Source organism: Limnohabitans sp. B9-3, assembly GCF_002778325.1.
GTDB lineage: Bacteria > Pseudomonadota > Gammaproteobacteria > Burkholderiales > Burkholderiaceae_C > Limnohabitans > Limnohabitans kasalickyi.
The window spans coordinates 43965-65280 of the sequence record NZ_NESI01000006.1 but is presented as its reverse complement, the minus strand read 5'-3'; the positions used below and the strand labels follow the sequence as shown (position 1 = coordinate 65280).

19 protein-coding genes, 2 pseudogenes and 1 riboswitch are annotated in these 21316 nt (G+C 58.7%); of the genes and pseudogenes, 3 read left to right on the top strand and 18 right to left on the bottom strand.

Annotated elements, in window-relative coordinates; all coding sequences use genetic code 11:
- Positions 1–5: 5 nt before the first annotated feature.
- The 10 genes from B9Z42_RS10530 to B9Z42_RS10485 all read right to left on the bottom strand — a co-directional run bounded on the left by B9Z42_RS10530 (position 6) and on the right by B9Z42_RS10485 (position 10564).
- The gene (locus B9Z42_RS10530) at positions 6–1652 is read right to left on the bottom strand and encodes an acyl-CoA reductase (protein WP_100133346.1); all 1647 of its coding nucleotides are present in this window, start codon (positions 1650–1652) and stop codon (positions 6–8) included.
- Positions 1649–2722, bottom strand: coding sequence for an AMP-binding protein (locus B9Z42_RS10525; RefSeq protein WP_100133345.1), 1074 nt, complete (start codon positions 2720–2722; stop codon positions 1649–1651). Before B9Z42_RS10525 ends, B9Z42_RS10530 begins: the two co-directional genes overlap by 4 nt.
- Positions 2723–2817: 95 nt before the next feature.
- Positions 2818–2920, bottom strand: a riboswitch (TPP riboswitch).
- Between the two features lie 23 nt (positions 2921–2943).
- A complete protein-coding gene (locus B9Z42_RS10520; RefSeq protein WP_100133344.1) occupies positions 2944–4020 on the bottom strand; it encodes an NAD(P)/FAD-dependent oxidoreductase in 1077 nt (358 codons plus the stop codon).
- Between the two features lie 26 nt (positions 4021–4046).
- A complete protein-coding gene (gene fdxA / locus B9Z42_RS10515) occupies positions 4047–4373 on the bottom strand; it encodes a ferredoxin FdxA (RefSeq protein ID WP_100133343.1) in 327 nt (108 codons plus the stop codon).
- Positions 4374–4470: 97 nt separating this feature from the next.
- Positions 4471–5751 (bottom strand): sulfate adenylyltransferase subunit 1, encoded by a 1281-nt coding sequence (locus B9Z42_RS10510; RefSeq protein ID WP_100133342.1) that lies wholly within the window; start codon positions 5749–5751, stop codon positions 4471–4473.
- A 1-nt stretch (position 5752) separates the two neighbouring features.
- The gene (gene cysD, locus B9Z42_RS10505) at positions 5753–6682 is read right to left on the bottom strand and encodes a sulfate adenylyltransferase subunit CysD (protein ID WP_100133341.1); all 930 of its coding nucleotides are present in this window, start codon (positions 6680–6682) and stop codon (positions 5753–5755) included.
- 18 nt (positions 6683–6700) lie between these two features.
- Entirely contained in the window at positions 6701–7456 is a 756-nt protein-coding gene (locus tag B9Z42_RS10500) for a phosphoadenylyl-sulfate reductase (protein ID WP_100133502.1), read from the bottom strand.
- 92 nt (positions 7457–7548) lie between these two features.
- Entirely contained in the window at positions 7549–7920 is a 372-nt protein-coding gene (locus tag B9Z42_RS10495; RefSeq protein WP_100133340.1) for a DUF934 domain-containing protein, read from the bottom strand.
- 48 nt (positions 7921–7968) lie between these two features.
- On the bottom strand, positions 7969–9753 hold the full coding sequence (locus tag B9Z42_RS10490) for a nitrite/sulfite reductase (protein ID WP_100133339.1): 1785 nt from the start codon (positions 9751–9753) through the stop codon (positions 7969–7971).
- Positions 9754–9772: 19 nt separating this feature from the next.
- Positions 9773–10564 (bottom strand): sulfite exporter TauE/SafE family protein, encoded by a 792-nt coding sequence (locus B9Z42_RS10485; protein WP_100133338.1) that lies wholly within the window; start codon positions 10562–10564, stop codon positions 9773–9775.
- 137 nt (positions 10565–10701) lie between these two features.
- Between B9Z42_RS10485 and B9Z42_RS10480 the strand changes: the two genes are divergently transcribed.
- On the top strand, positions 10702–10950 hold the full coding sequence (locus B9Z42_RS10480; protein ID WP_100133337.1) for a DUF3297 family protein: 249 nt from the start codon (positions 10702–10704) through the stop codon (positions 10948–10950).
- Between the two features lie 121 nt (positions 10951–11071).
- A complete protein-coding gene (locus B9Z42_RS10475; RefSeq protein ID WP_100133336.1) occupies positions 11072–11386 on the top strand; it encodes a hypothetical protein in 315 nt (104 codons plus the stop codon).
- A 72-nt stretch (positions 11387–11458) separates the two neighbouring features.
- On the opposite strand, the gene cynS is transcribed toward B9Z42_RS10475, so the two are convergent.
- From cynS to B9Z42_RS16365, 7 genes and pseudogenes are all read right to left on the bottom strand, one after another.
- On the bottom strand, positions 11459–11902 hold the full coding sequence (gene cynS, locus B9Z42_RS10470) for a cyanase (protein WP_100133335.1): 444 nt from the start codon (positions 11900–11902) through the stop codon (positions 11459–11461).
- Between the two features lie 119 nt (positions 11903–12021).
- Complete coding sequence (locus B9Z42_RS10465; RefSeq protein ID WP_100133334.1) at positions 12022–13452, bottom strand: leucine-rich repeat-containing protein kinase family protein; 1431 nt, start codon at positions 13450–13452, stop codon at positions 12022–12024.
- 10 nt (positions 13453–13462) lie between these two features.
- Positions 13463–14875, bottom strand: coding sequence for a chromate efflux transporter (chrA, locus tag B9Z42_RS10460; RefSeq protein ID WP_100133333.1), 1413 nt, complete (start codon positions 14873–14875; stop codon positions 13463–13465).
- Between the two features lie 45 nt (positions 14876–14920).
- Entirely contained in the window at positions 14921–16681 is a 1761-nt protein-coding gene (locus B9Z42_RS10455; protein WP_143474077.1) for an FAD-dependent oxidoreductase, read from the bottom strand.
- 6 nt (positions 16682–16687) lie between these two features.
- A complete protein-coding gene (locus B9Z42_RS10450; protein ID WP_100133331.1) occupies positions 16688–16960 on the bottom strand; it encodes an oxidative damage protection protein in 273 nt (90 codons plus the stop codon).
- Positions 16961–17042: 82 nt separating this feature from the next.
- Complete coding sequence (locus B9Z42_RS10445) at positions 17043–18668, bottom strand: rhodanese-like domain-containing protein (protein ID WP_199172045.1); 1626 nt, start codon at positions 18666–18668, stop codon at positions 17043–17045.
- 93 nt (positions 18669–18761) lie between these two features.
- Positions 18762–19184 (bottom strand): annotated as a pseudogene (locus B9Z42_RS16365) (cysteine dioxygenase); the annotation flags it as partial.
- 112 nt (positions 19185–19296) lie between these two features.
- Here B9Z42_RS16365 and B9Z42_RS10440 point away from each other — a divergent pair.
- Positions 19297–19791 (top strand): annotated as a pseudogene (locus B9Z42_RS10440) (disulfide bond formation protein B); the annotation flags it as partial.
- Positions 19792–19885: 94 nt separating this feature from the next.
- On the opposite strand, the gene argA reads toward B9Z42_RS10440, so the two are convergent.
- Positions 19886–21232, bottom strand: coding sequence for an amino-acid N-acetyltransferase (argA, locus tag B9Z42_RS10435; protein ID WP_100133328.1), 1347 nt, complete (start codon positions 21230–21232; stop codon positions 19886–19888).
- Between the last annotated feature and the right edge of the window lie 84 nt (positions 21233–21316).

Below are 21316 nucleotides of genomic sequence, written 5' to 3'. Positions count from 1 at the left end.
AAGCATCACACCTCGTAGGACGTGAAGCTCTCGGCCTCACGCTCGGTGGAAGCTTCGATGTCCACCATGCGCACCAAGTCCAGCAAGCTGAAACGCCCGTCGTGGTGCCAACCGGCTTCGGGGGAGGTCATGCTGCCTAACGCGCAAATGCGTGTGACACCCGCTTGGCCCAAGCTGCTGCTCAGATGCAACAACTCTTCGGGGGCCGTTGCTAGGCCCACGGTTTGCAGGTAATCGCGTTGTGGCGCAATCAGGGGCATCACGTCATCCAACGTGTTCACGGCAACCACCAACACATGGCGATTCAGCGGGCCTGCGTTGAGAGGTAAGGGGCGTTCGCTGAACACCACAGTGCTGGTACTGAGCCCCTCGGTGCTGCCCAGCACGGCATGCAAGGGCGCGTGTGGTGCGCTGTCGTTCAGGGGGGTGTCGCTGAAAACGGTGCTGCTGTTCTCCGTGTGGCATTGCGCGTCGTCATTGAATGATGCGAACTCATGGGCCTCGCGCCAAGTACCCGCCTGGGCGGCTTCTTCCAGCGACAACACACGGCGGGGTAGCTTGTGCTGCAAGGTTGCCAGCGCGTGGGCCAGGTGTTGCGCAAAGTCATGCGGGCTGACTGGCGCACCGCGTTGCACGTAAAACACATGCGGTGAATAGCAGCCTTGTTGGTCGTAGCGCGCTACATCCAACGCTGCTTGACGCGCTACGCTTGGAGCCTTGTGCACCGATAGCGCGGCGGCCGACACCATGCCAAAACTCAGCTTGTGGCCATGTGGCAAAAAGCGGGTAGTCACGGGCACATGGGCTTGCATGGCCTGCAAAGCCTCGTTGCCGCCATAGGCCAGCACCACGTCTGCCAAGGCGAATGTGGTTCGCTCCGTGGCAAAGACCTCGGCTGAGTCTGGCGCATGTTCAGCGATGTTGTGCGTTTGCGCCAATGTCCCACTGGGCCACCACACCACGGCAAAACAATCGGCCCAGCGCGGTTCGACCTCGGCCAACAGGCGGGCGAACAACGTGGCAAACACCGGCTCGGCGCTAGAGACTTTGCCGATGCTTCCTGCCTTGACCAAGAGCCCAGAGACAAAGCTCCACATTGGCAAGGCGGGCACATTGCCAGCCCACACATGCACCAGCAACTCAGGACCAAAGGCGCGTGTCCAGCCGCCTTGGGTGCGAGGCTGAAATTCGTCCAGCACTTTGGGGTTGGCAAAGTCTTCGGCCACAAAGCGTTGCAATTGCAAGCCGCGAAAGGTTTGCAAATAAGCGTTCAAGTTTAGGCGCACCATCTCGGCGTCAAAGCCTGTGGCTTGGGGCAGCAGGCGTTCTAGCTGTTGCCGATAACTGTCGTTGGCATCCAGCAAACGGGCCGTGGCTTTGTCGAGCACGCGAATGATGTCGGAGACGGGCATGGTTTTCAAATGCCTGCGACTGGCGTCTTGCACACGTTGCGCGAGCGCCTTCATTTGCGCTGTGGTGAGTTGGGGCACATCGACTTGTAATGGCGCTGGCTGGGTGCCCAAGCTGATGTCCGTGTTCATTCGCTCAGGGATTCCCGTGCTTGTGCCCGTGCCCACACTCAAGCGATGCCACGACACGTCGGCATCGGTTAAGCCTGGTAGGTAGCCCGCTTTGAACACGCTGTGGGTCATGCTTGGGCTGCCTTCAAAAAGTTGTCCACAGCCATGGAGCAGCCTTTGGCCTGAGCACCTTCAGCACGGCCCAGCAACACGAAACCGTCTTCGGTGGCCAACCCCACGTCTTCCGTCAGGATGGTGACCACCGAATTGAAGTTGGCCAAGTCGGTGTGCGCCAAGATGCCGCGCTCGCCAGTGGGCACCTCGTGCCCTGTGAGTGGATCGACCAATCGTGAGCGAATCCAGTGCGGGCCGCGTTTGACCGAGGGCACGGTGCGGTTGCCCGCGTCGTAGAACTGGGTGCTCAACTCGGTCATGCCATACATGTTGAGGCACTGATCACGGCTGACGCCAAAGGTGGCGTTCAGTTGTTCGTAAAACGCGTCCATCGGAATTTCACGCGATTGGCCTTTGAAACCGCCAGTGTCGAGCAAGCGGCTGTCTTGGGGCAGCGTGAAGCGCAGCTCACGCGCTTGCAGGGCGTCCATCAAGTGCACAAAGCTGTAGCTGGCACCCAAAAGCGCAAAGGGTTCGCCCGCGTTTTGGGCGTCTTGCAGGGCCTCGCACAAAGCGTCGATGCGCAGACCTTGGTCGTCCAAGTAGTAGGCACTGTCTGGTGTGCCAAAGTGTTCGACTGCCAGCGCGAGGTAGTGAGCCAGCGACGAGTTGGGCATCAACACCTCGTCAGGAAACAAAATGCCCATGCGCAGCTTGGCATCGCCTTGCATGACATGTTGCGCAAAGTTGCGCAGCATAGAAGCGTCGTACACCGCCATGCTCGGGTGGTAGTGACGGCCTTTGACATCACCGCGGGTGGTGCCGCTGGTCATGAAAGTGCGTGCGCATGTCTCGGGTGGCACGCAGCTGAGCGTCAGGTCTTTGAAGCCATTGATGGGCACGGCAGGAATGTCTTGCCAACTTTTCACCACGCGTGGTGTTTTGCCACGGCCTTGGCAAAACTTTTGAAACGGGCGGTTGTGTTCAAACTGGTGCGCGAACAGCTTCAGCGAGAGGGCGTTGAAGTCTTCATCGCTGACCGTGGGGCGTGCTATGAACGCCAACAGTTCGGAGATGAGGCCGTTCATGCGAGGGCCGACATGATGTGTGAGGTGTTTGCCATTGCTTGTCTCAAGTAAATGGCAGTTCGGCGAGGCCTGAGCGAGCCCATGAACGGTGCTTGCTCTGTGTAGACCAGCTTCCCTGCGCGAGGATTACCTCAATCAGGTTCAAAGGGACTTTCTCAGTCGAAGTCGGTGACGGCTTCAACACCCCTAGCGAATGCGCTACTTCTAACGCGGTATGAATTTTAAACCAGCCCCAAAAGCCGGTGCAGTTCGGTGGATGTGGTGGTGTATTGCAGCAAGGTCTTGCGGGTCGGGTGCACGATGGCGGCTGCGCCAAAGGCGGCGAGTGTGGCTTCGTGGAAGCCACACAAAATGAGTTTCTTTTTGCCAGGGTAGGTGTTGATGTCGCCCACGGCAAAGATGCCGGGCACATCGGTGGCAAAGGTTTCGGTGTTGACCACCAGCTGCTTGCGCTCCATGGCCAAACCCCAGTTGGCGATGGGCCCGAGTTTGGGCGAGAGGCCCAAGAGGGCGACCAGTTGCTGAGCGGGGCGTTCCACGGTGCTGCCATCAGGGGTTGCGATTTGCAGCGCGTGAAGGCGGCCATCGGTAACGAGTAAACCTGTCGGCTGGCCAATTTGCAATTGCATGCTCTCGTCAGCCACCGCGTCTCGCATGGCTTGAAGCAGTACGGGGTCAGCGGTGAACACATCGCGGCGGTGCATCAGCGTGACGCTGCGTGGAGCCTGAAATGTGGTAAGGGACTGGGTTGACACGTTGACTTGGCTTGCATGGATGAGTTGCAACGCCGCCACGACGGCAGATTCTTCGCCGCCCAGCACCACCACGTCTTGCCCCGTAAAGCGCGATGTGTCGCCCAAGCGGTAATGCACCTGTGTGCCTTCTAAGGCAGGCGCACCGTCAACAGCCAGTTTGCGGGCTTGAAAGGCACCCACGCCTGCCGCGATGACCAACACTTTGCACACAAAGTGTTGGTCGGCAGAGGTGTGCACGGCCAGCAAGCCATTGTCCAAGCGCGTGACTTCTGTCACTTCTTGGTTGAGGTGAAACGTGGGGGCAAAGGGCTTGATTTGGGTTTGCAGCTGCGCCACCAACTCACGGCCCGTGCACAACGGGATGCCGGGAATGTCGTAAATCGGTTTGTCGGGGTACAACTCCATGCACTGGCCGCCCGCGTGGGGGAGGGCGTCAATGATGTGGCAACGAATGTCTTGCAGGCCCAGCTGGAAAGCTTGAAACAGGCCCACAGGGCCTGCGCCCACAATGACGGCGTCGGCGTGAATCGGTAGAGCCGACATCGGGGTGCGCGCGCGTGCAGCGCTGCTTAGCGCTTGAGTTCGGCGAGTTTGCCGGACTTGTCTTTCCAAGAGTCGGCGTCGGCCATGGGGGCTTTGCGCTTGGTGATGCTGGGCCAGCCGATCAAGGACAACTCGGCGTTGAGCTTGGTCATGTGTTGCTGGCCGTCTGGCACGTCTTCTTCGGCGTAGATCGCGTTGACGGGGCATTCGGGAATGCACACCGCGCAGTCGATGCACTCATCGGGGTCGATGGTGAGGAAGTTGGGGCCTTCGCGGAAGCAGTCGACGGGACAAACGTCCACACAGTCGGTGTACTTACATTGGATACAGGCTTCGGTGACAACGTGCGTCATGACAATTCAATCAGTAAGGAAAGGGGTGGGCGTCAGAGCCAAGCTCTGGCCGCGACCCCAGATTTTAAACGGCTTGGTTTGGGGGCTGGGCTGGCGCTCAGTTCACCAACACTGCGCCCGAGGTTTTGTGGGTGGCCGTGTCGACCAACACCAAAGCGCCCAAGATGCGCGACTGCTTGAACGGGAGCGTCACCAAAGGCTCTTGCAGCGCCAAAGTGACGTGGCCAATGGCGTTGGGGGCCAATTCGGTGGCTTCTTCTTTGGCCAAGGTGTTGACGTTCAGGCGGTGCTCCACGCGTTGCACTTTGGCTTTGACCCAGCGGTGGCCGTGCAAAGCCCAATAAACACGCCCAGCGACCAAAGGCTCATCGTCCATCCAGGCGATGGTGGTGTTGAGCTGGCGTTGGCCTTCGGGCGAGCCAAGTTCTGCCAGCAGCCAGTCGCCACGCGACACATCGACTTCACGGTCCAGCACGATGCCTGCGCTGTGGCCTGCGGCTTTGTTTTGCGGCTCACGTGTAGCGGACAGCACTTGCGACACCACAGCGGTTTGGCCACTTGGGAAGACTTGAACGGTTTGGCCTGGCTCGACGCTGCCCGTGGCCACACGGCCCCAGAACACACGGCGTCCTTGGGTGGTCACGCCGGAGTCGTGGAATTTTTCCACCCACTGCACGGGGAAGCTAAAGGCCACCTCAGTCTCAGCAGGCGTGTTGGGCAAGGCTTCCAAGATGCTCAGCAGGCTAGGGCCCGTGTAGCCGCACCAAGCGGCTTGATCGGCGTTGGTGGTGTCCACCACGTTCCAGCCTTTGAGGGCGGAGACAGGCACCATGGCCGTGATGGTGATGCCCGCCTCAGTGGCGAACTTGCGTAAGGCAGCTTCGATGTTTTGGTAGGCCAGCGCAGGGTCGTCCACCGCGTCGAGTTTGTTGATGGCAAACACGATGGAAGGCACGCGCAGCAGGTTGACCAACAGGGAGTGGCGGCGGGTTTGGGGCAGCAGCTCCAAAGCGGGCTTCTTCCAATCCAGCTTGATAGCGTCGACCAACACCACGGCAGCGTCAGCGCTGGAGGCAGCAGTCACCATGTTGCGGGTGTATTGCTCGTGGCCGGGGGCGTCGCCAATGATGAACTTGCGGGCTTCGGTGTTGAAGTAGCGGTAGGCCACATCAATGGTGATGCCTTGCTCGCGCTCGGCTGAGAGGCCGTCGGTCAACAAAGCGAGGTCGGTCTCGCCCGAGCGTTGCACGCCCGCCAAGTGGTCTTGCAGCACGGCTTTGGTGTCGACCAACAAGCGGCCAATCAAGGTGCTTTTGCCGTCGTCCACCGAGCCGCAGGTGATGAATTTCAGGGCGGAGGAATGTTCAGAATTTTGCATATTAAAAGTACCCGTCTTTTTTGCGCTTCTCCATCGAAGCCTCAGATGTTTTGTCGTCCATGCGCGTCGCACCCCGCTCGCTCACATCGGCAGCCAAGGTTTCGATCACGATTTGCTCGGGCGTGGCGGCGGTGCTTTCCACCGGGCACGTACACGTGATGTCGCCCACGGTGCGGAAACGTACGTCACGCACCACCACTTCCTCGCCGTCTTTGGGTGGGGTGAGTTCGGTCACGGGCACCAACAGGCCACGGCGGTCGACCACTTCACGCTTGTGTGTGTAGTAGATCGAAGGCAGTGCGATTTTTTCGCGGGCGATGTATTGCCACACGTCCAGCTCGGTCCAGTTGGAGATGGGGAACACGCGGAAGTGTTCGCCGGGCTGCAACTTGTGGTTGAACAGGGTCCACAACTCAGGGCGTTGTGCCTTAGGTTGCCATTGGCCAAAGCTGTCGCGGTGGCTGAAGATGCGTTCTTTGGCGCGCGCCTTTTCTTCGTCACGGCGAGCGCCGCCAATCAACGCGTCAAAGCGGAACTCTTCAATGGCTTCAAGCAGCGTGACCGACTGGTGCACGTTGCGACTTTCACCGGGGTGAGCCAAACGCACCGTGCCTTTTTTCATCGAGTCTTCGACGCTGCGAACGATCAGTTCAGCACCCAACTCTTTGGCGCGTGAGTCACGGAAGTCGGTTACTTCTTTGAAGTTATGACCTGTGTCGATCATCAACAATGGGTAAGGGATGCGGCCCGCACCAAACGCTTTTTCAGCACACTTGAGCATCACCAACGAATCTTTACCGCCCGAGAACAACAGGGTGGGGCGTTCAAAAGCGGCGGCAACTTCGCGCAAGATGAAGATGGTTTCTTCTTCCAGCGCGTCGAGGTGGGTGTTGCTAAGGCTGTGCAACTCAGTTTGTGTCGTGGCGTTCATACGGTTCTCAGTTCTTTTTTATTTCTTCACGTGCAAGCCGCACTCTTTGGCGGCTTCGTCTTCCCACCACCAGCGACCCGCCCGAAACTCTTCGCCCATGGCGATGGCGCGTGTGCAAGGCGCGCAGCCCACGCTGGGGAAGAACTGGTCATGCAGTGGGTTGTAGTCGACGTGGTTCGTGGCGATGTAGTGCCACACATCACCCCATGTCCACTTGGCCAAGGGGTTGAATTTGCTTAAGTTCTTGGTAGCGACTTCGCTGTCGTCTTGCAAGGGCACATCGGCGCGGGCACTCGATTGCTCTTGGCGCAAACCGGTGATCCAGGCGCGTTGGCCTTTGAGTGCGCGTGCGAGGGGTTCCATCTTGCGAATGCCGCAACAGGCTTTGCGCAGCTCCATGCTTTTATACATCGCGTCTTGGCCCTCTGTGCGCACGAACTGAATGACCGATTCATGCATAGGGCGATACACGTTGATGGTCGCACGTGAGGTGGCTTCGGTACGCTCCAGCAAAGCCAAAGTCTCGGTGTGCAGCGCGCCAGTTTCGAGCACGAACACAGGAATGTCGAGCTGCAAACTGTTGATGAGATGGGTGATCACCACGTCTTCCGCACCGAGGCTGGAGGCTTGCGTGACGGGGGCAAACTCCGCCGCTGCACGTTGCAGCAGCGCTTGGGTTTCGGCCAATTTGGCGGCGAAGTCGTCGCTGGCGCGGGCGTTCAGCGTGGTGGCTTTGGAGGCGTTGCCCGCAGAGATAAAAGAGGAGGTGCTCATAAAATTTTCAATGGGCAATACAGCGGCTGAGGGCACCGCGAAAGCTGCGGGCCCCAACACTGGGTGCGTGAAATTTGAAAGGGTGACCGTGCTTAGGACGCGTCCGCAAAGAGTGGTGTGGCGTGTACCGCATCGCCTTGGTAAAAGCGCGTGTACAAGCCCAACAGCTTTTCACCGTGGAGGGCGTCTTGGTCTTCGCGCAGCACGGCACTTGAGAAACCACTGCGTTGCATTTGCAGCAGTTGGTCAATCAACACATCGCCGTGGGCGCGGATGTCGCCTGTGAAACCACGACGGCGCAGCACAAAGGCTTGGCTGAAAGCACGGCCATCGGTGAATTTCGGAAAGTTCAGGTCGATGCGTTCCAAGCCTTCGAGGTCTAGGGTTTGCACGTCTACGTCGTTGGCCAAAGCGCGGGCGTTGGCACCTTCAGACGTGTGATGGGTGATGATTTGCAGGGTCATGGCAATTCTATTGATCGGGTTCAGGTCGTGTATTTCTAGACCGCTTGTTTAGTGAGCACGCGCCGTGGTGTTACGGGCAGCGTTGGCGGCGGCTTTGAAGTCGTCCATACCGACGCGGTTCAGCGTGCGTGCGAAGGTTTCTGCGCCCTCGCGTTTGTCGCGGTACACGTCCAAAATGGCTTCCACCACATCCACCACTTCGGCAGCGGCAAATGAGGGGCCGACCACTTTGCCGGCTTTGGAGGGGCCGCTCAAGAACGAACCGTCCGAGCCGCCGAGGGTCACTTGGTACCACTCTTGACCGTCTTTATCGACACCCAAGATGCCGATGTGGCCGCTGTGGTGGTGGCCGCACGAGTTGATGCAGCCACTGATGTGCAAGTCAATCTCGCCCAAGTCAAACAACTCGTCGAGGTCTTGGTAACGCTCGGTGATGGCCGCTGCGATGGGCAACGAACGGGCGTTGGCCAAGGCGCAGTAGTCGCCGCCAGGGCAGGCAATCATGTCGGTCAGCAAATGCACGTTGGCGCGGGCAAAGCCAGCTGCTTTGGCGGCTTGGTACAAATCGGCCAATTGGTCAATGCGCACCCAAGGCAGCACCAAGTTTTGATCGTGGTTCACACGCACTTCGCCGGCGCTGAACTTCTCAGCCAAGTCAGCGGCGGTGGCCAGTTGGTCAGCGGTGGCGTCGCCTGGGGCTTGGCCCAAACGTTTGAACGACAGGGTGACCACGCGCAGGCCAGGGTTCTGGTGGCTGGTCACGTTTTGTTGCAACCAGCGGGTGAATTCTTTGTCGGCCTTGGCTTGTGCCAACAAGGCTTGCTCGGCTTTTTCTTGAGCTTCGTCGGACACCACGTCGACAGGGGGCGAGACGAAGCAAGCGGTCACGCGGTCCAGCTCGGTTTGTGGAATGGTGTGGTGGGCGCCGCTTTCCAAGATGCGGTCAAACTCCTCATTGACTTCGTCAAAGTAGCGTTGGCCTTCGGCCTTCACCAAAATCTTGATACGCGCTTTGTAGATGTTGTCGCGGCGGCCCCAACCGTTGTAAACGCGCACCACAGCTTCAAGGTAATTGATGATTTGGTTCCAAGGTAAGAACTCACGAATCACCGTGCCAATGATGGGCGTTCGGCCCATGCCGCCACCCACGAAAATTTTGAAGCCCACGTTGCCTTCGTCGTCACGCAGCAAGCGTAGGCCAATGTCGTGCCACTCGATGGCCGCGCGGTCTTCGTTGGCGCCGGTGATGGCGATTTTGAATTTACGAGGCAGGTAGGCGAACTCGGGGTGCAAGGTGCTCCACTGGCGCAGCACTTCGGCGTAGGGGCGTGGGTCGACGTCTTCGTCCACCGCAATGCCGGCACGTTCGTCGCTGGTGATGTTGCGAATGCAGTTGCCGCTGGTCTGGATGCCGTGTAGGTTGACGCTGGCCAACAGTTCCATCACGTCGGCGCTTTTGTCCAACGGAATCCAGTTGAATTGCACGTTTTGGCGGGTGGTGAAGTGGCCGTAGTTGGTGGTCAGCTTCGGCGCGTCAATCCCACCAATCTTGTCTTGTGTGCTTTGGGCACGTTCCATCAATTCAGCCGAAGGCGTGTCGTAGTCGCGTGCGATTTGGGCCAACACGCGCAATTGGACGCTGTTGAGTTCGCCGTAAGGCACGGCCACGCGCAACATGGGGGCGTAGCGTTGCACGTACCAGCCGTTTTGCAAGCGCAAAGGACGAAAGTCGCTGTCTGGCAATTTGCCAGCCAAGTGGCGGCTCAATTGGTCGCGGTACTGCGCCGCGCGGGCTTGGATGAACTGCTGATCGAAGTCGGTGTATTGGTACATCTGAAACTCAGGCAAAAAATTAAGCGAAAACCAGTTTGCTGCCAGCCCAAGCCAGCAACACAGAAAGGATGGAACGAATCACCCGCTCGGGGGTTTTGTGCATCAGCCGTGAACCCACCCAAATGCCGGGCAAAGAGCCTGCCAACAAGAGCGACAACAACGACCAATCCACCGAGCCCAACGAGGCATGGCCCAAACCAGCGACCAAAGTCAGTGGCACGGCATAAGCAATGTCAGCGGCCACGATACGGGACAGCGGCAATTGCGGGTAAAGGATCATAAGCACCGTCACGCCAATGGCTCCTGCGCCGACAGACGTGAGGGTCACCAAAGTGCCGATCACAGCGCCAAACAACAGGGGCAGGGCCCAATGACGGGGTTGGGTGGCTGCGTTTAAGTTTTCCTCGGCCAGCACCACCGGGGCTTGTTTGCCGCGAATCACCTTAAATAGCATGGCGCAGGCAGTCAACAACAGCGCTAGGCCGAGGGTGAAGGTCATCACTTTTTGCACGGCGGGGTCAGACGGCCCTACGTTGTGTAGCACCCACAGTGTGGCTGCAGAGGCTGGCAAGCTGCCAGCGCACAACGCCATCACTACGCGCCAAGGCACCAAGCGTTGGCGCGCAAAGCTAAAGGTACCGCCCGCTTTGGTGAAGGCCGCGAACAACAAATCGGTGCCCACGGCCATGTAAGGCTTGATGCCAAAGAAGAAAATCAAAATCGGCGTCATCAATGAGCCACCGCCCACGCCTGTTAAACCCACGATGAGGCCGACAAAGAAGCCGGCAAAGACAAATCCAAAATCTTGCATGGCACGGACTGTAGGGGCTCTTTATGCCAAAACAAACGATTTTTTCGTTGTACATATATGCTTTTGGAGAATAAGGGGCTTGGCAGGCTTGGCGGTTGCGGCTAAGTAGGCCTGTAAATCATGGAAAATCAACGGTTATGACTGAACCTACCACCCGCCCCGAATTGCCCGACCGCCTGTCTGTCGACCCGCGCAGCCCCCACCACATTGCCGCCGTGTTTGAGCACGACATTGGCATTCGCTTCAACGACAAAGAGCGCTTTGACGTGGAGGAATACAGCATCAGCGAAGGCTGGGTCCGCGTGCCTGTGGCTAAAACCCGTGACCGCAAGGGCAACCCGCTGGTTATTAAGATCAAGGGCAAAGTGGAAGCGTTTTACAAATAAACCGATTGCCGCATGCGACAAAGGGGCTGACACCGTTGGGGGTCAGCCCCTTTTTTCTTAATTTGGACTAAAAGAAATTAATTTAAAGATATATACTAAATTTTTTTAACACAAAAGTATCATGAAAAAATTAACTTTAGTATTGTTGGTCGTTCTAGCAGGTTGCGCTTCGCCCACTGTGGTTCAAACCATCAAACCCAACGATTCGTCTTTGACGTGTCCTCAATTACAAAACGAGCTTGCAGAAGCTGAGCGCTTCAAGAAAGAAGCCGATGCTGAAAAAGGCGTAACAGGTGGCAACGTTGCGCGCTTGCTGTTTTGGCCTGCCATCGTTGGGACGCACATGAATGCAAACGAGGCTATCTCAGCTGCTGACAACCGTAAAGTTCACCTAACCAACATGATGATGCAGCAAAAGTGCGAATTGCCTCGCTAATCCGTCACAGTTTTTCAATCTAAAAAACCCTTACTACGTCATGTAGTGAGGGTTTTTTATTTGGTCTAGCGCTCAATACTGCTTGTAAGGCAAAAACTTACCCGACAGCACCACATTCACGCGGTCGCCTTTGGGGTCGGGTTGGCGCACGATGTCCATGGAGAAGTCGATGGCGCTCATGATGCCGTCGCCAAACTCTTCGTGAATCAGCTCTTTGATGGTGGTGCCGTACACGCTGACGATCTCGTACCAACGGTAAATCAAGGGGTCGGTGGGCACGGGCGTGGGCAGCGATCCTTTGTAGGGCACGACTTGCAGCCACTTTTGTTCTTCGGCGTTGAGGCCAAAGATCTTGCCAATTACTTTGGCTTGTTTTTCATCCAAGGTCATTTGGCCCAAGCAGGCGGCGGTGGTCCATTCTTTGGATAGACCCACTTTTTTGGCCACATCTTCCCACTTGATGCCTTTGGACACTTTGGTGCCAATGATTTTTTCTGTCACGTCCTTGCGGTTCATGGTGCTTGCCCTTTAATTAACTGGTGTTTCAATCCAATTAGCAAGGGCTGGGCCATGCGCATGGTGCCACTTCGGAGGGTTTTTGACCCGGTTTGGTGCGCGTATTTCGGCCGCTTGCCTTAAGCGCTCACCAGTTGGTTCAAGGTGTGCGAGATTTGCACAAACAAAGGGCGTTGGCTGGGCAATGCTTGCATGCAGGCGATTTGGAGGGCTTGCAAAATTTGCTGTTGCTGTTGCTGTTGCTGTTGTGCGTGTGCCGAGTTTGTGTTCGGATGAGCCAAGTCGGTACGATCCAACAACTCTTCTAGCAAACAACCAAAAGCACGCACTTCCAGTCGTTGCAGGGCTAAGGCCGTTTCGGGTTGATGCGGGTCAGTCAATGCAGCAGCACCAAAGTCGCCCAATAAGGCACGCCCGTCTGTGGTGCACAGGATGTTGTGTGCGTACAAATCGCCGTGGTGAAGACCGCGCGCGTGCAGGTGCTGTGCCGCAGAAGCGATGTGGTGCGCCAGTCGCAACAAGGCGTCCCAAGTGAAGCGGGTCTCAGGGGCGTAAACATCTCGGGTGCAGGACGCCAAGCTGGGCGGTCCCGCCAAATTTTGAAAATCAGGCGTCACCAAAGGCATGGCCAAAGCTTGTTTGCCGTTGGGATGGCCAGTCACGGTCGCGTGTACCGCAACCAAACTGGGGTGGCTGCCCGCATGCAAGCTGGCCGCCATTTCGCTCAAGGGCAGACCGTCGCTGGTGAGGCTGCCTTTGAACACTTTGACCGCCAGTGGTGTTGATGCAGAAACAGGCGCGGCCAAATCAGTGGAAATAGTCGCGCTCGATGAAACGTGCTGCGAGCGCGTTGGATGCGCTTTGGCGGGTGTCCAGTTTGCTCGGTAAATCAAGCCCGATGCGCCTTCACCCAGCAAGGCTTCAACCTCTAAATCGGCCCAGTCAATGGCTTGGGTCGCCGCATTGGCCAGCGCCGAAGCTTCAAGGTCCGCGCAAAACGGGTTGCCCGCAAACGCCAGCCAGCTCAGACGCGGCAGTTCTAGCAGCCATTTGGGCAGGGCGGTGAATTGGTTGGCCGAGATACGCAGCAATTCCAGTTTCTGCAAATTCACCATCGTCTCAGGCAGCTGGCTCAAGCGGTTGCCAGCCAGCATGAGTTTTTGCAGATCGGTGCAGTGCCCGAGTTCGGTAGGCAGGGTGTCGATCTGGTTGTCCGTCAAGATCAACCAGCGCAAACGCGGCGGCAACGCCTTTGCCGAGACGTGGCGAATGCGGTTGGCTTTGAAACCCACCATCGTGAGGTTGGGGCACTGACCCAGAACCTCGGGCAATTCGGTGAACGGGTTGTCCGAGCCAAAGATCACTTGCAACTTGTGCAAGCGCGGCAAGTCGTTGGGCAGGGCGGTGAGTTGGTTGCCCGACAGGTCCAAAATTTCCAGCGTGTCGGCCAGCTCAAAAATCTCAGGTGGGAACGTGGTCAAACCCTCGCGCAATTGCAGTCGGGTAATGCCGTGGAGTTCTCCAGCCCGGAGTTGCGAGAGGGTGTGCATGGTCAAAGCTTCAAAGTGTCAGGGTTTTGATGGCCAGACCGATCAAGGCACACACGCCGATCACTTGCATCACGCTGCGTTTGTATTTGAAAAGGGCCAGGGCTGCGCCCAAGGCGATCAAGGCCGAGCGCCAGTCAAAGCCCATGCACAGCGGGTCTTGCCATTGGCCGCTGCCTAACGCTTGCGCGTCTGCGCCGCCAAAGCCTTGGGGCCACAACAAGTGGTAGCCAAAGAACAGCGCCAAGTTCAGCACCACGCCCACCACGGCGGCGGTGATGGCGGTGAGGGGCGCGGTGAATTTGAGGTTGCGGTGCGTGCTCTCGACCAGCGGGCCGCCCGCCAAGATGAAGATGAACGAGGGCAAAAAGGTGAACCACGTCACCAAGCACGCTGCCAAAGCGCCAGCCGCAAACAGGTGGTCTGGCCCCAGCAGCGCTTTGAGGTAACTGCCCACAAACGCCACAAAGGCCACCACCATGATCAGCGGGCCGGGTGTGGTTTCGCCCAAGGCCAAGCCGTCCATCATGTGCGTGGGGGTGACCCAGCCAAATTGGTCTACCGCGCCTTGGTACACATAAGGCAGCACGGCATAGGCGCCGCCAAAGGTCAGCAAGGCGGCTTTGGTGAAAAACCAGCCCATTTGCGTGAAGGTGTGGTCCCAGCCAAACACGGCGCACAACACGCCCATCGGCACGCTCCACAACACGGCACCCGCCACCAGCACCTGCATCAAGCCCGCCCAGCTGAAGCGCGCGTGGTCGGGCGTGGGAGTGTGGTCGTCAATCAGCGCAGGCCCGGACGATGTTTTGCTCGCGCCATGCCCACCGCCGATTTCAAAGGTGTGGGGCGACAAGCGTCCGCCCACATAGCCCACCAACGCGGCACCAGCCACGATGAACGGGAACGGCACATTGAGCGCAAAGATGGCCACAAACGAAGCCGCTGCGATGGCCCACAACACCTGATTTTTCAAAGCTTTAGAGCCAATCCGATGCGCCGCTTGCACCACGATGGCTGTCACCGCAGGCTTGATGCCGTAGAACAAACCGGCCACCACGCTCACCTCGCCAAACGCGATGTACACCCAAGACAACGCGATCAAGATGAACAACGAGGGCAACACAAACAACGCGCCTGCGACCACACCGCCCCAGCGCTTGTGCATGAGCCAGCCTATGTAGGTCACCAGCTGCTGCGCCTCAGGCCCTGGCAACACCATGCAGTAGTTCAGCGCGTGCAGAAAGCGACGCTCAGAAATCCAACGGCGTCGCTCGACCAGCTCTTGGTGCATGATGGCAATCTGCCCCGCAGGGCCCCCAAAACTGATGAAGCCGAGCTTGAGCCAAAACCAAAAGCCTTCGGCCAAGCTCACGGGGGCTGGCGCTGTTTGGTGCGAGGTTGTGGGCTTTGCGGAATCGGTCATGCCAGAAGTATCGCGTGGGGAGCGGGTAACCGTCGGTCAAGCCGTTTATGGCTTGAATGTGAAACGCGCGGCGTCCATGGCTTTGGCCATTTTGGCTTCCACAGGCAGCGGCTCTCCTTGCCAGCGGGCGGCCAAGATCTCGCCACACAGCAGGGCCAAGGTCAGGCCGCGCGAGCCCATGGCGGCGTTGATCCACAAACCCTCGGGCGCGTGAGGCACGGCGCCCACCACCGGAAACCGGTCGGGTGTGCCACAGCGAATGCCAGCCCAGCCGCGGACGGTGTATGGGGCGTCAGGTGCGGTCTTGAGTCCGTTGGCCACTGCGTGTGTGGGCTCGCCTTGTGCGGTGTTGGGCACGCCAAACAGCGGCGCGAGCACGTGTGCCGTGTCGGGCAGCAAGGCTGCAAGGCGGCTGTGGTTTTCTTGGTGATCGTCAGCCAGCACATCAGGTTGGTCGTTGAGTCGATCAAAGGTGGAGCCGACAAACCAAGCAGGGCCTTCATCGGTGGACACGCTGTGCACAAAAGCCCCATTGCCGTTCACGGGCGAAGCAGGCAACGGCGTGCCATGGGGTAAATCGGCCATCAAGCCCCACGAAATTTGGCCGCGTACAGGGTTGATGAGTGGACTGCTGCCGTCTGTGGTGGCGCTGGCGACCAAGGCGGCAGAGCCCGGACCTGCGGCGATCACCACGCGGCAAGCCTCCGCCAGCACGGTGCCCGCTTGCAGGACCTGCCATGTTGCCGGAAATGGCGTTTCGTCGCCCAGTGCTGTGCCGTTTGAATGGCTAGCCACGTACTTCAAGGCATCCGGTTTGGCGTGACCTTGCCAACGGATGTTCGGGTGGTCGAGCAACGCACGCACCAGCTGTGCAGGCCGCAGCCATGCGCCTTTGGCGTGCCAATAGGCATCGTCTGGGGCAGGATGCGGCGCTTTGTGGGTCCAGTCTTGGGCCACTTCAGCGAGTTCGTTCAGCCAACTCAAAGGCACGCCACCGCGCCGCGTTTTGCCGGGCAAGCGACGCTCGAGCACCCCAGTCGACACCCAATCGTTACCTTCGTTCAACCACGTTTGCAAGGTGTGGCGCATCAAGCGCACGCCTGCGCGAGTGAGGCGCGAGACGGTGCTGTCATCATGCGAGGTGTGCGGGGCGATCACGCCCACGGGCACGCCCGAAGCACCTGCGGCGGGTGTGCTGCCAGCATCTAACACGGTGACTTGCCAGCCGCGTTCGGCCAAAGCGCGTGCGGTGCCTGCACCAGAAATGCCTGAGCCAATGACGGTGACGGTGCGCGCTGTTTCAGAACCTAAATCAGCAGGGGGCAAGCAAGGTCCCGTGGGGTGTTGACGCATGAGCGCTGCATATTCTGGGGAATCGCCGACACACAGTGTCAGCGTGACGTGGCCATGCGCAAAACGCAGCCGGTGCATGCCGGGTAGCAAGCCCCAGCACTGATCTGTCACTTGTTGCAGCAGGTCAGCGAGTGCATGGAAAGCTTGACCACTGCTTGAGTGGGTGGCAATGGCAGAGGCCAAACCAATCGGGGGGGCGTAGGCGGCTATCGTGGTTCTTGCAACACGACACGCTGCGTGGACAGATGCAGCGTTGTGGCTCAGTGCCAAGACATGCAAATGGGTGGGCCGCTGCGGGTCCAGCGTCCAAGCGTGCCATGTTGCTAAAAAAGCGGGAAGGTTGAGGTCGCCTTGCGCCACGCACCAGCTGGTGTGGCCTTGCCAAGCATGGCCATGCTCAGACTTCGCGTGCCAAGCTTGGGCCAACGAAGCTTGTGGAGGCGTGGGCGTCACGCCCAATCAGGCGTTGGGGGGCACGTAGCCTTGCACGGCGTCAGCGCCGTCGCCGAAGAAATGGTTTTCCATCTGGCGCTTGAGGTAGTCACGGGCACGTTGGTCTGCCAAGTTGAGGCGGTTTTCGTTAACGAGCATGGTTTGTTGTTTCATCCATTCAGCCCACGCTTGTTTGCTGACCGATTGCCACAGGCGTTTGCCCAGCTCGCCAGGGTAGGGCGGAAAGTCGAGGCCTTCAGCTTCGGTGCCGAGTTTGATGCATTGAACAGTGCGTGCCATGGTGATTTTTTTCTTTGAAATAAACGTTGCAATTGGGGTGGGACTGTAGCAATTTTTCTCTGCCCGTTTGACGGGCAGGGGCTCACAGCACGTTGAAATGGTGGGTGCCGTCGCGGCCCAGTTGTTCGACCAAGCCGAATTCCCAGTCCAAATAGCCTTGCATGGCGGCCACGGGATTGTCGGTGCCCTCATACGGGCGGCGGTAGCGGTCAATCCGCTCGGCGCCCAGCTGGTGTTCGCTGACTTGCAGTTTGTTGCCCGCGTAGCCCCACGCTTGGTTGCCACCTTGCAACAGCAGTATCTCCACGCTGGGTTTGACCAATGCCTTGAGCTCGGCCACGGCGTAACGTGACAAGCTGCCATCGGTGCAGGTCAGTACATAGCGGTTGCCTTTGTAAGCGCGCTTCACGCTTTCAGCCAGCTGCGAACGCAGTGCCCACCACGCGCTGTGGATGTGGCCTTTGACAAATTGGGCGCTGGTGCTGAAGTCCAGCACCACGGTGTGGCTGTTGCGGTCGGCCAGCCATGCTTTGAGTTGCTCGGGGGTGGCGTAAGGAGCTGTTTCTAAAGGCTCGGGCCTTGGGGTTTTGAGCATGCGTTGGTTGAAGTCTTCGGGCGCGGCGCCTTGCAGCACGGCGACCTCCCAGCCCATTTGGGCCAACCAAGAGGCTGACATGTTGGCGCGCACGCCATCGGTGTCGCACAACACCAAACGTGCGCCGCGCACGGCTGCTTGGTGGTCGGTTTCTTGCACCAGTTGGCCGCCTGGGGCGCTGCGTGCGCTAGCGATGTGACCAGCCGAAAACTCTTCGGGCGTGCGCACATCAAAGAAGTAAGTGGTGCGCGTGTTGTCTGCCAGCCAAGTGCGCAGCTCATCCATGAGCACTCGTTTGACACCCGCGCGTATGGCCACCGATTGCGCGATGGCCGCTGCCTTTTGGCGGTTTTCTTCAGTCACTTCAGGGAAGCGTTGGTTGGCGCCTTGCACCAGTTCTTGACCCGCCAGCGTCCACCCAATGGTGCCGTTGCGCAGGGCCGTGACGGGGTTGGGAATGCCCGCGTTGATGAGCGACTGCGTGCCAATGATGCTGCGGGTACGGCCCGCGCAGTTCACCACGATGCGCGTGGCCGGATTAGGGGCCAGCGTGCGCGCACGCAGCACCAACTCAGCACCAGGCACGCTGATGCCCGTAGGGATGCTCATGGTTTGGTACTCGTCAAAACGGCGTGCGTCCATCACCACCAAATCGGCGTTGGCTTCGATCAGTGCTTTGACTTGCTTGGCAGACAGCGAGGGCGTGTGGCGCTTGGACTCCACCAGCTCACCAAACGATTTGCTCGGCACGTTGACATCGCGGAATAACTCACCGCCCGCGTTGTGCCAACCTTGCAAACCACCTGCCAGCAGGGTGACGTGGGTGTAACCCAAGCGGCGCAGCATGCGTGCGGCGGGCAAGGCCAAGTCGTCGCCCGTCGGTGAGTCGCCGTAGACCACGATGGGGGTGTTGCGCCTTGGAATTCGTGACCATGCTTCAAGCTCAATGCGGCCCAAGGGCATGTTGGCTGCAAACAGCGGGTGAGCTTGGGCGAACGGGTCTTCTTCGCGCACATCCAGAATGGCGATTTCTTCGCGGTTCAGCAGCGTTTGGCGAATGTCGGCAAAGGGGCGTTCCGCAAACTCTGGGGCTGGTTGCGCAGCGTCTGCCAAGGTGGCGTTGCTGTAGCCCGAAATGAAGGTCTTTTCTGTGCCGTCTTCCAAAAACACATGGCGGCTGACTTTGCCAATGTTGGCACCGTACACATGGATGCTGATGGAGGGTTTGTCCGCCAAAGCGTTCCAAACGCGGTGCACATCGCCAATCGTGGGCGATACGGCCTCGACGTGTCCCGCTTCGATCCGCGTTTGGGGGCCGCTGGCCACCCATTGGCCCTGTGCATTCTTAGCAAAAGGCTGTGCCAACTCTGCCCCGCGCAACACGCCCACCAAGCCCCACACGGTGTGGTCATGGATGGGGGTGGATTGGCCGGGGCCCCACACAAAACTCACCACCGAAAAGCGGTCGTCAGGGTCTGCGTATAGCAGGTACTGTTGGTAGCGCTCGGGGTTGGGTTGGGCAAATTCGTCGGGTAGCCAATCGTCTTTTTTGAGCAAGTTTTCGAGCAGCACCTGACCTTGTTGAAGGACCGTGGTTTCGTCGGCATGTGTGGCCAGCAAGGCCTTCATCTGCGAGACAAAGGACTGCAAATCGGGCGTGTGAGCGAGAGAGGGCAAGCTGAGCGTCATGGCGCAATTGTTTCACAGCGACAATGTCAAACTTGTCACGTAGGAGCTGCAAATGACCTTAGAACTTTTGAATCAACCGCGTCGTGTCTGGGGCTTGTTGTTCACCGCTTGTCTGGGGCTGCTAGCGTTCGGCTTGTACCTGCAACACGTCGTCGGCTTAGAACCATGCCCCATGTGCATCGTGCAGCGTTACGCCATGATTTTGGTGGCTTTGCTGGCGCTGTTGGGCGTGTGCTTGCCGGGACGTAAAACCAGTTTGATCGTGGGAAGCTGGCTGGTTCTGTTGTCGGTGGGCGGTGCGTATGTAGCGGCGCGTCAAAGCTGGTTGCAGTGGTACCCGCCCGAGGTGGTGTCGTGTGGCCGCGACTTCTACGGCATGATCGAAACCTTCCCCCTCAAGCGCGCCATCCCCATGATTTTCAAAGGTGGCGGTGATTGCGCCAAGGTGGATTGGACGTTTTTGGGTGGCTCGATTGCCAACTGGTCGTTTGTGGCGTTCAGTGCCATGGCCGTGCTGGCGCTGTTGACCACTTGGCGAGCCATGCGGGCGCCATTAGATTTGGGGGAGGATGGCTTGCAAGACGCCAGTGCAGACGTCAGCGCAGACGCTGACGCGAACGGCAAAAAAGAAGAGGTACCGTTTATAGGTGCTTGACCAGCACCAAGCTCTTGCGGTCCCAGTTGTACTTGCGCTTGCGCGCTTCGGGCAACCACTCGGGATCGACCTGCACAAAACCGCGCTTTAAGAACCAATGTTTGGTGCGCGTGGTCAACACAAACAAGCTCTTGAGCCCTTTGTTGCGTGCGCGTTGCTCCATGCGTTTCAAAATCTTTTCGCCGTCGCCTTGACCTTGCGACATGGGTGACACGGTGAGCGCGGCCATCTCTGCCGTTTTGGCTTCGGGGTAGGGGTAGAGCGCTGCGCAGGCAAAGATCACGCCGTCATGCTCAATGACCGTGTATTGGCCCACATCGCGCTCGATTTCGTTGCGGTCGCGCTTGACCAAGGTGCCGTCTTTCTCAAATGGCTCAATCAGTTGCAAGATGCCGCCCACGTCTTCGTGCGTGGCTTCGCGCAGCTCTTCGAGCTTTTCGTCCACCACCATGGTGCCGATGCCGTCGTGCATGTAGACCTCCAGCAACAGCGCGCCATCCACCGCAAAGGGCAAGATGTGGCTACGCTCCACACCCGTTTCGCAGGCTTTCACGCAATGCTGCAAATAGAACGCGATGTCTGAGGGGTTGGACGTGGCGGGCAGGGTGGCCAGGAGTTTTTTTGCGGCGTCCAAAGGCAACTCGGTGTCGATCGGGTTGTCTTCGCTGGCTGGCTCTTCGGGGTGGATGCGAATGCCCGGTGTCTCGGTCACAAAAATCAGCTTGTCGGCTTGCAAGGCCGTGGCGACCGAGGTGGCCACTTCTTCCATGGTCAAGTTGAACGCTTCGCCGGTGGGCGAAAAGCCAAATGGCGAGAGCAACACCATCGAGCCCGCTGCGAGCGTTTGGGTGATGCCCGCCACATCCACTTTGCGCACCAGCCCAGAGTGTTGAAAGTCCACGCCGTCCAAGATGCCCACGGGTCGTGCCGTGATGAAGTTGCCCGAAATCACCCGCACCGTGGCACCTGCCATGGGCGTGTTGGGCAGGGCTTGGCTGAACGCCGCTTCAATTTCGTAGCGCAATTGGCCGGCAGCTTCTTGCGCGCAGTCGAGGGCCACGCCGTCGGTGATGCGCATGCCGTGTGAATATTGCGGCACATGGCCTTTGGCGGCCAACTGTTCGTTCACTTGGGGGCGAAAACCGTGCACCAGCACAATGCGCACGCCCATGCTTTGGATGAGCGCCAAATCTTGTGCCAAGTTCGGCAGCTTGCCCGCCTCAATCGCTTCGCCAGCAATGCCCACCACAAACGTCTTGCCACGGTGCGTGTGAATGTAGGGTGCCACCGAGCGAAACCAAGGCACAAACGTGAAATCAAAAACAGCGGACATGGCGTGTGGGGGTAAAGAGGGTGCCAGCTGGGTCGGGCTGGGATAATTGCGGATTGTCACCCAAGTTATCGCCTGTTTTGTCCA

Coding starts and splice junctions, on each gene's coding strand:
- B9Z42_RS10525 (WP_100133345.1), bottom strand. CDS start 2,722: ATGAACGGCCTCATCTCCGAACTGTTGGCGTTCATAGCACGCCCCACG.
- chrA (WP_100133333.1), bottom strand. CDS start 14,875: ATGACCGATTCCGCAAAGCCCACAACCTCGCACCAAACAGCGCCAGCC.
- B9Z42_RS10530 (WP_100133346.1), bottom strand. CDS start 1,652: ATGACCCACAGCGTGTTCAAAGCGGGCTACCTACCAGGCTTAACCGAT.
- B9Z42_RS10480 (WP_100133337.1), top strand. CDS start 10,702: ATGACTGAACCTACCACCCGCCCCGAATTGCCCGACCGCCTGTCTGTC.
- B9Z42_RS10510 (WP_100133342.1), bottom strand. CDS start 5,751: ATGCAAAATTCTGAACATTCCTCCGCCCTGAAATTCATCACCTGCGGC.
- cynS (WP_100133335.1), bottom strand. CDS start 11,902: ATGAACCGCAAGGACGTGACAGAAAAAATCATTGGCACCAAAGTGTCC.
- B9Z42_RS10485 (WP_100133338.1), bottom strand. CDS start 10,564: ATGCAAGATTTTGGATTTGTCTTTGCCGGCTTCTTTGTCGGCCTCATC.
- B9Z42_RS10465 (WP_100133334.1), bottom strand. CDS start 13,452: ATGCACACCCTCTCGCAACTCCGGGCTGGAGAACTCCACGGCATTACC.
- B9Z42_RS10520 (WP_100133344.1), bottom strand. CDS start 4,020: ATGTCGGCTCTACCGATTCACGCCGACGCCGTCATTGTGGGCGCAGGC.
- fdxA (WP_100133343.1), bottom strand. CDS start 4,373: ATGACGCACGTTGTCACCGAAGCCTGTATCCAATGTAAGTACACCGAC.
- B9Z42_RS10490 (WP_100133339.1), bottom strand. CDS start 9,753: ATGTACCAATACACCGACTTCGATCAGCAGTTCATCCAAGCCCGCGCG.
- argA (WP_100133328.1), bottom strand. CDS start 21,232: ATGTCCGCTGTTTTTGATTTCACGTTTGTGCCTTGGTTTCGCTCGGTG.
- cysD (WP_100133341.1), bottom strand. CDS start 6,682: ATGAACGCCACGACACAAACTGAGTTGCACAGCCTTAGCAACACCCAC.
- B9Z42_RS10495 (WP_100133340.1), bottom strand. CDS start 7,920: ATGACCCTGCAAATCATCACCCATCACACGTCTGAAGGTGCCAACGCC.
- B9Z42_RS10450 (WP_100133331.1), bottom strand. CDS start 16,960: ATGGCACGCACTGTTCAATGCATCAAACTCGGCACCGAAGCTGAAGGC.
- B9Z42_RS10500 (WP_100133502.1), bottom strand. CDS start 7,456: ATGAGCACCTCCTCTTTTATCTCTGCGGGCAACGCCTCCAAAGCCACC.
- B9Z42_RS10475 (WP_100133336.1), top strand. CDS start 11,072: ATGAAAAAATTAACTTTAGTATTGTTGGTCGTTCTAGCAGGTTGCGCT.